This is a genomic window from Slackia isoflavoniconvertens, assembly GCF_003725955.1.
In the GTDB taxonomy this organism is placed as follows: domain Bacteria; phylum Actinomycetota; class Coriobacteriia; order Coriobacteriales; family Eggerthellaceae; genus Slackia; species Slackia isoflavoniconvertens.
The window spans coordinates 1-12,816 of the sequence record NZ_QIBZ01000010.1 but is presented as its reverse complement, the minus strand read 5'-3'; the positions used below and the strand labels follow the sequence as shown (position 1 = coordinate 12,816).

The window sequence follows — 12,816 nt, the reverse complement described above, 5'->3', positions numbered from 1 at the left end:
CGTGGAACTTACTCGCCGAACCGATTACGCCTGCCGCATCATTCGTGCGGCGTATGCGAATAAAGACGCGTATGTGTCGGTGTCCGATGTGGCCGACGCTGAAAGCATTCCTTACGCGTTCGCCCGCTCCATTCAGCACGATTTGGTGCATGCGGGGCTTTTGAAAACTGTGCGCGGCGCGAAGGGCGGCCTTACACTCGCGTGCGATCCCGCGACAACCACGGTGCTCGATGTGCTCACTGCGCTTCAGGGGCCCATGAATATGTCGCCGTGCTCGGCCGACCCGGAGTATTGCGAACGTTGCGGCGGTTGCGAGTATCACGGCATTTGGAAGCATGCCGATAGGCTTATGCAAGACTATTTCGAATCGATCACGCTCGAAAAACTGTTTTCAGGAGAGGTTCGATGATCATTGAAGGGGCGCTTGAGGCGCCCCTTTTTACGAGTGAGCCCAGCGATGCCGACATCGCGGAATTCCAAGCGTGGGTGCGCGAGGCGGGGCAGGCGCTCTATCGCGACCTTCCCTGGCGTAATACGCGCGACGCATATGCCATTTGGATTTCTGAAGCTATGCTGCAGCAAACGCAGGTGTCGCGTGTGCTTTCCCGGTGGGAGCGGTTCTTGCGCCATTTTCCCACGGTTGATGCGCTCGCGTCGGCGAGCTCGGCCGATGTGGTTGAGGAGTGGCAGGGCTTGGGCTACAACCGCCGCGCGCTCGCATTGAAGCGCGCTGCCGATATATGTTCCACGGAATACGCTGGGCGTATGCCCGAAGGCGTCGATAAGCTCGTGAAGCTTCCCGGCATTGGTGATGCCACCGCGGCGGGTATCACGGCGTTCTCGCGCGATGTTCCCTGCCTGTATCTCGAGACGAACGTGCGCGCGGTGTTCATTCACTGCTTCTTCCGCGATGCCGAACGCGTGACCGACAAGGAGCTGCGCCCGCTTGTGGAGCGCGCATGCCCCGCCGAAGATGTACGAGGCTGGTATTACGCGTTGCTCGATGTGGGCGCCCGTTTGAAGAAAGACCACAAAAACCCGACTCGCAGGGCTGCGGCCTATACGCGGCAAAGCAAATTTGAAGGCTCGCGCCGCCAAAAGCGCGCATGGCTTGTGCGCGAAGTTATGGCCGCGCCGGGGCTTTCCTCGGCTGAATTGCTGCGTCGATTGAATGTCGAGGAGCGTAAGTCGGGCCGCGATGGGGTAGAGGGCGACGAATTCGAATCCATTATGGCCGATCTTGCGCGCGAAGGCTTCTTCCATCGCGAAGGCGACGGGTGGCTTGCGTAGTGTTTTCAAGCTTATGCATTACGGTGAATAGGACAGATTCGCGCGGCCGTCGTACTTAATTTGTAAGTACCCCGCTTTAGGGGATATCCTGTTAGTCACTTTTTGAGCCTGCCTTAATTCCGCAAGCCACAAATATTAAAAAGTGTCCAAATAATTAGAAGTATACCCTCACTATAAAAAGGTTATTCCCAGTTCAGCGATACCTTATAAGGGAACACGACGGACAGAAACGCCCCATTTGGGCGAAAAAAAGATACCCAGGGTCAACATTCATGTTACGATTCGGCGACGGCGTAACATAGTTGTGCCATTTCCCGCATTGTCTTCACAACAGGCTACCGTTGGCGGGTTTTGCCACCTTGCATGCATCATTTGCGCCATAATGCATAGCCGTCAGTGATTCCACCATGCATCTAATAGGAGGTGTACGAATGGACAAACAGTCCACTGCCTCAGAGTTTCAGGGAATGCTCGAAGCGCGCGGTGTTTCGCGTCGTAGCTTCATGAAACTGTGTGGCACGCTCGCGATTATGGCTGGCTTGGGTGAAGCCGCCGCTCCGCGCGTGGCCCAGGCTCTGGAAGAGTCGGTTATCGGCGCAAGCCAGGGCGACCTGTACCCGGTCATCTGGATCGAGGGCGCTTCTTGCACGGGTTGCACCGAGGCTTTCGCTCAGATCGACGCTCCCGACGCTGCCGCCGTCGTGCTCGAGCTCATTTCGCTCAACTACAGCGAGACCCTGTCCGCTGCTGCGGGCCATTCGATGGAAAAGGCCAAGGAGCAGACCATCGAAGCCGGCAACTACATTTTGGTGTATGAAGGCGCTGTGCTCAACGGTTGGAACGGCAATGCGCTTCGCGTTGCTGGCAAAACCGGCAATGAGCACCTGATCGAGGCCGCCGAAAAGGCGACCGCGGTTGTCGCGCTCGGCTCTTGCGCCGTCAATGGCGGCTGGATGGCTGCCGCTCCCAACGCGTCTAACGCGACGGGCGTGCAGGCGTTCCTCAAGGAGCAGGGCATCAACGTGCCCATCATCAACATCCCGGGCTGCCCGCCGAACCCCGAGTGGCTCTGCGCGGTGCTCATCCAGTACCTGCTGCTGGGCGAGCTGCCCGAGCTCAACGCCGAGAACAAGCCCACGCAGATTTTCGGCCAGACCATTCACGACAATTGCCAGCGTCGTGGCCACTTCGAGAACGGCGAATTCGTTTACCAGTTCGGTTCTCCCGAAGAGGCTAAGGGCTACTGCCTGTACCCGCTGGGCTGCCGTGGTCCGCAAACCAAGGCCAACTGCGGCGTTGTTCGCTATAACCACCGTCGTTCTTGGTGCGTTGAAGCCGGCGCTCCCTGCATCGGCTGCTGCGAAGCCAACCCGAACAACCCGGGCCAGAACTGGATCGAGGTCAACACTCCGTTCTTCAAGCGTCATCGCGATCTGAACATCGGCGACTTCAAGTTCCAGCCTGGCACCATTGCCGCTGCCGTTCTCGGCATCGAAGCTGTCGCCCTGGTCATCCATGGCTTCGGCATGAAGGCCGCCGGCCGCGTGCCGAACGGCGCCGAGTTCGAGAAGAAGCGCGCTTGGGACGCTAAGCATCCCGAAAAGTCCATCGGCGTGTATGACGACGCCCCGAAATCTGACGCCAAGAAAGGAGGCGACGAGTAAATGACGCGTTCCGTTATCGATCCCATTACCCGTATCGAGGGTCACCTTCGCGCCGAGATGGAGGTTACCGACGGCGTCGTTACCGACGCTTGGATTTCCGGCGGCTGCTTCCGTGGCATGGAGCTCGTCGTGCGCGACCGTACCCCCGAAGATGCCGCTTACATCGTGCAGCGCATCTGCGGCGTGTGCCCCGTTTCGCACATGCATTCCGCTTCCATCGCGGCTGAGCAGGCTTTGGGTATTACCATTCCCAACAACGCCCGCATCATTCGCAACCTCATTGAGGGCGCGCAGTTCCTGCACAGCAACATTCTGTGGCTGTACAACCTGGCCGGCCTTGACTACGTGAACCCGTTGAACGCCCTTGGCGCCGATGCGGCTGACGCCTACGACTTGGCGGCTGAGCTGGGCACCCCGTCTGCCGACTTCGTTGGCCTGCAGGATCGCTTGAAGAAGTTCGCCGACAACGGCCAGCTCTCCATCTTCAGCGGCAACTGGTTCGACACCGGCGAGTACAACATGACTCCCGAGGCCGACCTTATCCTCACCGCTCATTATCTGGAAGCCCTGCAGATGCAGTCGAAGGCTTCCGAGATCGCGGCGCTGCTCGGTGGCAAGATGCCTCACATCATGACCATCGTTCCTGGCGGCACGGCATTCGTTCCCACCGCCGAGAAGCTTGACGACCTGAAGGGCCTCGTCGACGAGGTGTATCAGTGGGTCGCCGATACCATGATTCCCGACACGCTGGCCATTGCGAAGTTCTATCCCGAGGCCACCACGTTCGGCAAGGGCATTGGCCGCTATGCTGCTTGGGGCGTGTTCGAGAGCCCGTTCGACGAGGGCACTTCCTACGCCGATCGCATGCGCAACCGCTATCTGCCTGCTGGCGTTCTTGACGAGAACTTCAACATCTCCGACCCCGACGAGTCGAAGATCACCGAGTACGTTGGCCACTCTTGGTACGAGGGCGACGCCGACCTGCCGCCGTTCGAGCAGGACACCAAGCCCGCATTTACTGAGTACGACGTCAACGATCGCTACACCTGGGACAAGTGCCCGCTCTACGATGGCAAGTCTCTCGAGACCGGCTCGTTCGCTCGTGTGCTCGTCGCTTATAAGCGTGGCGTTCCGTTCGTCAAGCAGCACGTCGACGAGATGCTCGTGGCCTTGGGCGCTCAGGCTGGCGACCTTTCTGTTCTGCAGAATACGCTCGGTCGTACGGCTGCCCGCCAGGTTGAGACCCTCTATATCGCTACCCTGATGAAGGAATGGGTCAACGAGTTGTGCGAAGCTATCAAGAGCGGCGACTCTGAGTACTTCCGCGCTCCCGAGAAGAGCGACGGCGAAGGCACCGCGTTCTGGGAGGCCCCGCGTGGCGCTCTCTACCATTCCGAGAAGGTCAAGGGCGGCAAGATCACCGATTACCAGATCATCATTCCGTCCACGTGGAACCTCTCTCCGCACGACCCGAAGGGCAACTATGGCCCGTTGGAGCAGGCTCTCATCGGCGTGCCCGTTGCCGATGTGGAGAAGCCGATCAACGCGCTGCGTACCGTTCACAGCTTCGACCCCTGCACCGCTTGCGCTGTGCATATCGTCGAGCCGAAGACCGGCAAGAAGTTCGAGACCGTAACCAGCCCGTGGGGGGTGAAGTAAGATGGCACATCTCGCACACTACCGTGAGGCCCATCCGGCTCCGTTCCGCTTCACTCACTGGGTGAACCTCGTTTCCATGGTGATTCTTATCGTCACCGGTTTTGCGATTCACTTCCCGTACTGGCCTGAGTTCATGGGCATTGCCCGTGGCCTGCACATTGCCTTTGGCTTCGTGCTTTTCATCAACTGCCTGCTGCGTGTTGTGCTTGCCTTCATCGTGAAGAGCGCCCCGACCGCTGGCACCCGCGAAGTGGTTCCTGACTACAAAACGTGGCTGCCTCAGGCCGACAACCTTCACCAGGGCCCGCAGTGGATTAAGTACTACCTGTTCCTCAAGAAGGATCACCCGCTGTCCGCTAAGCTTGGCGTTCCGCAGAAGATCAGCTACCTGTGCATTCCTGTGTTGATCATCTTCATGTTCTTCACCGGTCTTTGCCTGTGGCCGCCCTGCGCGAACATGCCGCTGTTCGAGGCCGCTATTAATGGTCTCGGTGGCGCTATGAGCGTGCGCATCATCCACTACTTCATGATGTTCGTGTTCATCGCCTTCACGCTGTTGCATGCTTACTTGGCAAACATTGAAGGCCTTGCACCCTCCATGCTCATGTTCTTCGGCAAAGAGCACGGTGGTTTGACCTACGACATCGAGAAGCACAACATTTCCGGCAAGGACGACCTGGCTCACTAAGCCTTGGTAGTTCGCCTGAAGCACCTGCTTCTTACAGAAGGGCTCGCGAGAAATCGCGGGCTCTTCTTTTTTGCCCAAACCTGTTAAATGCTCGTAGCATTTAACAGGTTTTTGGCCGGGGCGCGTTCTTAGGTTTTCTCGGGGAATGGGCCGCGCGTTTGCTGGAGTTCGCTACCATGGAATGCTGTGTTTATTGGCGTTTGAAAGTGGGTGCGTATGCTGCGTGTGAACCATGCGATTCTTCATGTGTGCGACTTCGAGTCGTGCGTGAACGTGTTTTCCGAAGAGGAGCTCGATCTTTCCGATCGCAAGGTGAAGTCGTATGTGGGCAAGACGTGCCGAAAAGCGCTTTCGAGCGTGGAAAATCGCCGTGGCGAATTTGAGCCCGGCTCATCGTTTGAGGGCGAGGTGCGCGATTATTTCGCCAATCAGGTCGATTTCGTGAGCCTATCGCGCCAGTGCGCTCAGTTTATCGCCGAAGAGTTGAGCCATATGGAATCGCCTGAAAGCTGCGACGTGCTCGTGGCCGATTTTGAAGATGATGCACCCAAGGTTTCAACTGATACGCGTGAGGAAGATCAGGAAGCCGCATATGAGGCGCAGGGCAAGCGCTACTTTGTTGTGGCTTTGCTGAATAGCCGTCCTGCATTCATGCATGAAGTGGGCGGGGGAGAACTCGGCACGCGCGTCGACATCGCGCGCCATCACGCCATTTTGCCGAATCCTTCGCAGAAGCTTTCGAGCTACGCGCTCGTGGAAAGCAAAACGCTCGAAGTGCTGTTCTGTGACAAGGAACGCGAGATTTCGGGTGAGAAGCGTTTGCTTTTGCCCGAGGGTTTGCTGCAATGCTCAAGTGAAGCGTCGAGCAAGGAAGTCGTCGACACAGTGACGCGTATCGTTGAGGAAGTCGCACAGGAATTCGGCGCGAACACGGCTGTAGCGGCTTCGAAGGCAAAGGCTTACGTGAACGAAAACGCCGACGATTCGGCGTATCTTGCGCCGTGGGACATGGCCGAAGAAGTATTCGATGACGAGCCTATGCAGAAGCGTTTTGAAGAAGCGGTCGCAGCCGAAAACTTGCCCGACAAGGTACCTATGGAGAAGAAGGCGGCGCAGCGTTTGGCTCGCAACCACAAAATTCGTACCGATACGGGCATCGAAATCACTTTCCCTACGGAGTACTCTCACAACCCCGATTTCATCGAATTTGTAAGCATGCCGAACGGCATGATTTCGATCGAGCTGAAGAATATCGGAAACATTGAGAACAGGTAATACTTTGGCCCGATGATTAAGGTGTTGGCTCGATGCTGCGCGGTGATCTTGCGACGCGTTTCGGGTTCGAGCTGCGGCTTGCGTACCGAAAGCGCTTTGGTCAGCCGGCCAAGGCATCGATTTGATGTGGTGTGCCTGGCGAGACGTGCGTTTCCGATAGATTCCGCACGAGCAGAAGGCGCCAGTGGCGCCTTCGTCGCGAGCAGGACTTGACCGAAGCGGAAGCGCATGTTTCGCCAGGCACATTAACTTTTATATAGGAACACCTGTTCGCTTTTGCTATACTGTTCCGCATGGAAAACGAGCAAACATATTTCACAAACATACAAAAAGCTACGGGGCTTGCGATGTCTGAGGAGCCTCAGCTGAACGCTGCGCAGCTCGAAGCCGTTACCACGACTGAGGGCTTCGTTCGCGTGATCGCGGGTGCGGGTACGGGCAAAACGCGCGCGCTCACGCATCGGTTCGCGTACTTGGTCAACGACCTGGGCATTCTGCCGGGCAATATTTTGTGCGTTACGTTCAGCAATAAGGCGGCCAACGAAATGCGCCAGCGCATTCGTCGCGTGACGGGCGATAACGATACGGGCTACATTTGCACGTTCCATAGCTTCTGCGTTTCGGTGCTGCAGGAAGATTCGCATGCCGTGGGGTATCCGCAAAGCTTTCTGGTGCTCGACAATGCCGATATCGATGCGATGCTGCAGGTGATTTACGATGAGCGCAAAATCACCCTGCGCGAGAAAACCTTCAGCAAGGCGCGCGATATGATCGAGATTTTGAAAACGATAGAGCGCCCCGATTATTACATCGATCTTATCTCGCTTCCGCTGGCGGAGCTCAAGCAGAAATACCTTGATGCACGCAAAGTTGACGACATCATTTTCTACGGTTATTTGTATCAGCAGAAAAAATGCTTTGGACTCGATTACAACGACCTCATCATTATCACGCTGCATATTTTCGACCATTTCCCCGATATCGCGCTGAAGTGGCAACAGCGCCTTGAGTACGTCATGATCGACGAGTTTCAAGATATCGACGCGCTGCAAATCGCGCTCATGGAAAAGCTTGTTGAATACCATCGCAACCTGTTCGTCGTGGGCGACCCTGATCAAACGATTTATACGTGGCGTGGCGCCGACGTTCGGTACCTGCTCGATTTCGCCGATGCTCACGAGGGTTGCAAGACCATTCTTATGACCGAGAATTATCGCAGCACGCCTGAAGTGCTCGGTGTGGCGAATTCGCTCATCGAGAAGAACAAACAGCGCATTCCCAAACGGCTCGAGGCGCAGCGCGACGTTCATGGCCCCACGGTGTGGTACCATGCGAAATCGCCCGAAGAAGAAGCGGCGTGGATTGCGGAAGGCGCCCAGAAGCTGCATGAGGCGGGGGTGGCGTATCGCGACATGGCGGTGCTGTATCGCGCGCATTATGCATCGCGGGCGGTAGAAGAAGCATTAATGCAGGCCAAAGTTCCCTATACACTGTATTCTGGAGTTCCGTTCTTTGGTCGCCGCGAAGTGAAAGACGCACTGAGCTATTTGCGGTTCGTGGCGTATCAAGATGATTTATCGTTTGCGCGCGTGGCGAATGTGCCGAAACGCAACATGGGCCAGCGACGCATGGCATTTCTGCGCGAGTGGGCCGATGAGCATGAGTGCACGCTGTACGAGGCGCTCGAGCAAACCATCGACGATGAGATTTTCAAACGCACCAAGGCAAAGCAGCTTCTGGCGCTCGTCGAGCGATTCCGCGGGCAGTTCGAGGGGCGTGCGGTAAGCGATGTTATGGCGGCCGTGCTTAACGAGAGCGGCTACGATCGCATGCTGCGCACCGAGGGAAGCCAAGAGCGGCTCGATAATGTGGCTGAGCTCAAACAGAGCATCTATGAGTTCGAAACTACATGCGGCGAGGAAGTGACGCTCGAGCATTATCTGTCGCATGTGGCGCTGCTTACCAATGCCGACGCGATGGATGGCGCAGCCGATAAGGTGAAGCTCATGACGATTCATGCGGCGAAGGGCTTGGAGTTCAAGCATGTGTTTTTGTGTTCGATGAGCGAAGGCGTGCTGCCCTCGAAGAAAACGCGAACGCGCGAGCAAATGGAGGAAGAACGCAGGCTCGCGTTCGTTGCTATGACGCGCGCCGAAGATGGCCTGTATCTTACCGAGGCCGAAGGTTTCACGCACAAGGGCACGCCGCGCTATCCGTCGCGGTTTCTGCTCGATATCGACCCTGAGTGCCTGATGTTTTCCCACAAGCCCGATCAAACCGCGCTCGAGGCTGCACGCGCCGCGTATGCGGCCAACGACCAGTGGATTGCCGGCATGAGTACCGATGTGCGATTCCGCCAGGGCAGCCGCGTGCGCCATGCCGTGTTCGGCGAAGGCATTGTCGAGGAAATCGACATGCAAAAGCGCGCCTACATCGTGCGCTTCGATGGGCTCGATACCACCCGCGCCATCAGCTTCCGCGTGAAGCTGGAAAAAGCATAGCGATACTTTCCGTCTATTGTGAACGCGCTAATACTCGTAGCATGTAACGCGTTTTCTTAGGCGTGGTGTATGGGTTTCTGCCTGGTGAATTCGGCATCACCATGTTCGATGGTTGTGCTTCGGCACTGTTGGATGCGGCTGAAGTTGATTCCGCCTCAGGCGCAAGGTGCTTGAGGCGGCCGGGTGCCTTGGGGCCAATCTCAATCTCGGGATCATTAGGCCCGCGAAAACCTGTTAAACGCTACGAGCATTTAACAGGTTTCGCTTACTGAGGCCCTGAGTTACTCGACCTCGGCGAGCGTGGGGATGGATTGCTGGGCGCCTACCTTCGTGGTGGCCATGGCGCTTGCTTTCGTGGCGAGCGCTACTGAGTCGGCGAGCGACAGGCCACGTGCGTACCCTGCGACCATCGCACCGATATAGGTGTCGCCTGCGCAGGTGGTATCGATTGCGCGCGTCTTCGGCGGCACCGATTCAATGGTTTCATTGCTGCAAAACACCATCGATCCGCGCGCTCCCAGCGTAATGGCAACGCAGCCCACGCCGCTTTCTTTCAGTTTGTCGGCGGCGGCGCGAGCGCTCGTCGCATCGGCGGGGTAGATGCCCGTCATCATCTCGCATTCGCCCTCGTTCACCACCACCAAATCCAGGCAGGGCAGCACGGCTTCGGGAATCTCGTGCGCGGGCGCGGGGTTTATTGCCACGTATAGGCCTCGTTTGCACGCTTCGGCAAGCGCGGCCCAGGTGGTTTCGTAGTCGCATTCTAGCTGAGCCAAGAACACGTCGCCCGGTTCGGCCACTTCGTCGAGCGCGCGTCGCACTGCATCGATGCGGGTGCTTGCGTTTGCTCCTGCGTCAATGGTGATGAAGTTGTCGCCGCATACGCGTGTGATAATGGCCACGCCTGTTGGGCAGCTTTCCGAGCGCGTGATGTATTCGCACGTCACGCCGTGCTCGGCGAGGCCTGCAATCATCTGATCGCCGAATGCGTCAGCGCCCACGGCACCCAGCATGCACACCGCGGCGCCCATTTTCGCCGCAGCTACGGCCTGGTTTGCGCCCTTGCCGCCGGGGTTGGTGATGAATCCGCGACCGATAATGGTTTCGCCCAAATTGGGCATGTGGTCGCTCTCGATGGATAGATCCATGTTCAGGCTGCCGAAAACGATGACTTTGCTCATGATGATCTTTCGCGTTACGTGGAATCGAATGATGGTCGGGTGGGATGTGTTCTTTGGCGAATGCATTCGAGTGCATTGGAACGCGTTCGATGCGCTCGCCGGGGAACACCAAGCGCGGCTTGCTTTTGGCGAGGGAGTCGCGAGTGGGTCTTTTTGTTTAAAACCGGGGCTGTTTTGGCAGAAAATGCGAAAATTAGGTCTTTTGAAACTTGCGAAATTTGAAAAATGGCATCCAGATGTTGCTTCTCGAGGGCTATTTCTAGCGGGAAAGCCCTCGAGAAGCAACATCTGCCATCAACAAGAGTACCTAGTCGCGGTGATTCCTGCCAGGAAAGGCGCAGCTTCGTACAGAGGCGCCGGCTGTGCGACCGAACGCGCAGCCGGCGCAAATGAAACTAGCTGTTGTCGGCGTCCTCGGCCTTCGGAATAAGGAACGAAGTTGCCAGCGCCAGCGCCAGCAGGATGGCGCCCATGACCATGGCGGCAGCATAACCGCCGGCGGCGCCCGCCTGCGCGGCGTAGGCGTCCATAGCGGCGTACAGCACGGCGAAAGAAAGGCCTGCGCCCAGGTTGAACGCGCCTGCGTTCATGCCCGGCAGGTAGCCTGTATTGTCTTTCGGGGAAAGCACGATGCCCAGGCCGTTCAGCATGATGTTCGCGGTGCCTGCATAGGAAATGCCCAGTACGACCGAAATCACGACAAGCGTGGCGATGCTCGTGTTGTGCGCGACGAAAATGCCGAACAGCGCGCCCAAAATGGACACCACGAGACCCGCGCGCAGCACGGCGTGGTAGCCGAATTTGCTGGCAAGAATGCCGGCAACGGGGCCGAAGCACAGGCCGAGCAGTGCATACGGGGTTAGCGTGGCGAAGCTCACCACGTCGGCGCCCATGGCGACGCCGCAGGCTTCGTCTTGCGCGATGGCGGGCACAACGCCGTTCATGATGGCGAACACGCCGGTCATGGTAAGCAGCGTGGTAAGCAGCAGGCCCCACGTGCGGCGCTGCTTCAGATAGTGGGTAGACACCATGGGGGCGTCTTTCTTCTTTTCGATGTTCCAGAACACCACGAAGAACACGGCGGCAACGACCACCAGCACGGCCACCATCACGAGGTCGGCTTTGGCCAGCTTCTGAATCTCATTGATGGCCAAGTAGGCGGAAAGAAACGCGATGCCGAGCGTAACCACGCCGGCCCAGTCCATTTTCGGCGAGCCTTCGGCCTTGCTTTCCTTCGAGCAGAACCACACGAGCACCACGGCGAGCACGGCAACGACGGCCATGCAGATGAATACCGAGCGGAAGCCGAAGTTGCCGGCAAGCCAGCCGCCCAGAATGGCGTCAACGCCTGCGATGCCGCCATTGACCGAGGTCAGGATGGCCATCAGCTTGGTATAACGGGCCTCTTCGGTCACTTGCGTGTGCAGCATGATAAGGCACATAGGCACAACCGGGCCGGCAACGCCTTGCATGATGCGGCCCACCATGAGCATGGTCACATCTTGCGCGGCAGCGCTCACGATACAGCCGATGGCGGTAATCAGAAGCATGCCGCTGAGTACCTTCTTGCGGCCTACGATGTCGGCCAGGCGGGGAAGGAACAGCGAGAACAGCGCGGCGGCCGTGAAGAACACCGTTTGCGTGTTGCCGATTTCGGTGGCGGTGGTGTTCAACTCGTTTTGCATCGCCACAAGCGCGGGCGAGAGCATAGAAGCGTTGAGCTGGAAGGCGAAGATGGCCACGAGCAGTGCGGTCATGAGGGCAACGATGTTCTTGCCGCCCTCGTCGAGAGTTTTGGGTTTGGTAGATTCAGCGGCCATGCGAACTTAGCCGATCCTTTCAATAGCGTCAGTCACGAGGTTCCAGAATTTGTCGAAGTCGAGCTTCGTTGCCACTTGGGTGTGGCATTCCTCGGCAGAAGGCTCCGGCCCGCGCAGGTCGGCAACCGTCATGCCCAGCGTGAGCTCGCTGTGGATTTCCACGTCGAGCGGGCAGCGGCGCGTTTCCACGCACGTGGGGTCGATGAGATAAGCGACCGTGCAGGGGTCGTGCACCGGCGGATCCACGAAATCTTGGTTGTCTTGGTAGGTCTTGCGGAAGAAGTCCATGAGGCCCGAGACGAACGTAGCGAGCGGCGTGCCAACTTCTTCGATCCTCTTTTGCGCGGCGGGCGTGCACAGCGCTTGGTGCGTGAGGTCGAGGCCAACCATGGTGAGCGGCCACTTCTCGTTGAACACGATGTGAGCGGCTTCGGGGTCGACTTTGATGTTGAACTCGGCCACGGCACTCCAGTTGCCCACGTGGTAGCCGCCGCCCATGAGCACGACTTCCTTCACGCGCTCAACGATGCGCGGCTCCATACGCACGGCCATCGCGATATTGGTGAGCGGGCCGGTGGGAACCAAGGTGATGGTGCCCGGCTCGCTTGCCATAATGGTTTCCACGATGTAGTTCACCGCGTGCTTCTGCTCGAGCGGGCGGGTGGGCACATGTGGTAGCTGATTGTCTGCTTCGTCGTGCCAAACAGCTCCGCTATCTCCTTTTGGGGCATCCAAAGC

General features: G+C 58.0%; 10 protein-coding genes. 7 read left to right on the top strand and 3 right to left on the bottom strand.

The window, feature by feature from the left end; all coding sequences use genetic code 11:
- Nucleotide 1 precedes the first annotated feature (1 nt).
- The 7 genes from DMP05_RS06335 to DMP05_RS06305 all read left to right on the top strand — a co-directional run bounded on the left by DMP05_RS06335 (nucleotide 2) and on the right by DMP05_RS06305 (nucleotide 9,077).
- Entirely contained in the window at nucleotides 2–409 is a 408-nt protein-coding gene (locus tag DMP05_RS06335; protein ID WP_114615446.1) for an RrF2 family transcriptional regulator, read from the top strand.
- Nucleotides 406–1,290 carry an HhH-GPD family protein gene (locus tag DMP05_RS06330; protein WP_123219652.1) on the top strand — a complete coding sequence of 295 codons (885 nt, stop codon included), beginning with the start codon at nucleotides 406–408 and terminating at the stop codon, nucleotides 1,288–1,290. The genes DMP05_RS06335 and DMP05_RS06330 overlap by 4 nt, the downstream gene beginning before the upstream one ends.
- Nucleotides 1,291–1,721: 431 nt before the next feature.
- Complete coding sequence (locus tag DMP05_RS06325; protein WP_123219651.1) at nucleotides 1,722–2,954, top strand: hydrogenase small subunit; 1,233 nt, start codon at nucleotides 1,722–1,724, stop codon at nucleotides 2,952–2,954.
- On the top strand, nucleotides 2,955–4,613 hold the full coding sequence (locus DMP05_RS06320) for a nickel-dependent hydrogenase large subunit (RefSeq protein WP_123219650.1): 1,659 nt from the start codon (nucleotides 2,955–2,957) through the stop codon (nucleotides 4,611–4,613).
- 1 nt (nucleotide 4,614) lies between these two features.
- Nucleotides 4,615–5,301, top strand: a complete 687-nt coding sequence (locus DMP05_RS06315; protein WP_114615442.1) for a cytochrome b/b6 domain-containing protein — start codon at nucleotides 4,615–4,617, stop codon at nucleotides 5,299–5,301.
- Between the two features lie 216 nt (nucleotides 5,302–5,517).
- Nucleotides 5,518–6,576, top strand: coding sequence for a nucleoid-associated protein (locus tag DMP05_RS06310; RefSeq protein ID WP_244595077.1), 1,059 nt, complete (start codon nucleotides 5,518–5,520; stop codon nucleotides 6,574–6,576).
- Nucleotides 6,577–6,923: 347 nt separating this feature from the next.
- Nucleotides 6,924–9,077, top strand: coding sequence for an ATP-dependent helicase (locus DMP05_RS06305; protein ID WP_123219699.1), 2,154 nt, complete (start codon nucleotides 6,924–6,926; stop codon nucleotides 9,075–9,077).
- Between the two features lie 281 nt (nucleotides 9,078–9,358).
- Here DMP05_RS06305 and DMP05_RS06300 read toward each other — a convergent pair whose 3' ends face one another.
- The 3 genes from DMP05_RS06300 to DMP05_RS06290 all read right to left on the bottom strand — a co-directional run.
- On the bottom strand, nucleotides 9,359–10,258 hold the full coding sequence (locus tag DMP05_RS06300; RefSeq protein ID WP_123219649.1) for a ribokinase: 900 nt from the start codon (nucleotides 10,256–10,258) through the stop codon (nucleotides 9,359–9,361).
- Nucleotides 10,259–10,653: 395 nt separating this feature from the next.
- Nucleotides 10,654–12,078 (bottom strand): uridine transporter UriT, encoded by a 1,425-nt coding sequence (uriT, locus tag DMP05_RS06295; protein WP_123219648.1) that lies wholly within the window; start codon nucleotides 12,076–12,078, stop codon nucleotides 10,654–10,656.
- Nucleotides 12,079–12,084: 6 nt separating this feature from the next.
- On the bottom strand, nucleotides 12,085–12,816 hold a 732-nt coding region (locus DMP05_RS06290; RefSeq protein ID WP_148039698.1), incomplete at its 5' end, for a nucleoside hydrolase.

What these genes read in the sequence shown, in the direction of transcription:
- DMP05_RS06330 (WP_123219652.1), top strand. Translation starts at nt 406, where the DNA reads ATGATCATTGAAGGGGCGCTTGAGGCGCCCCTTTTTACGAGTGAGCCC.
- DMP05_RS06325 (WP_123219651.1), top strand. Translation starts at nt 1,722, where the DNA reads ATGGACAAACAGTCCACTGCCTCAGAGTTTCAGGGAATGCTCGAAGCG.
- DMP05_RS06320 (WP_123219650.1), top strand. Translation starts at nt 2,955, where the DNA reads ATGACGCGTTCCGTTATCGATCCCATTACCCGTATCGAGGGTCACCTT.
- DMP05_RS06315 (WP_114615442.1), top strand. Translation starts at nt 4,615, where the DNA reads ATGGCACATCTCGCACACTACCGTGAGGCCCATCCGGCTCCGTTCCGC.
- DMP05_RS06310 (WP_244595077.1), top strand. Translation starts at nt 5,518, where the DNA reads ATGCTGCGTGTGAACCATGCGATTCTTCATGTGTGCGACTTCGAGTCG.
- DMP05_RS06305 (WP_123219699.1), top strand. Translation starts at nt 6,924, where the DNA reads ATGTCTGAGGAGCCTCAGCTGAACGCTGCGCAGCTCGAAGCCGTTACC.
- DMP05_RS06300 (WP_123219649.1), bottom strand. Translation starts at nt 10,258, where the DNA reads ATGAGCAAAGTCATCGTTTTCGGCAGCCTGAACATGGATCTATCCATC.
- uriT (WP_123219648.1), bottom strand. Translation starts at nt 12,078, where the DNA reads ATGGCCGCTGAATCTACCAAACCCAAAACTCTCGACGAGGGCGGCAAG.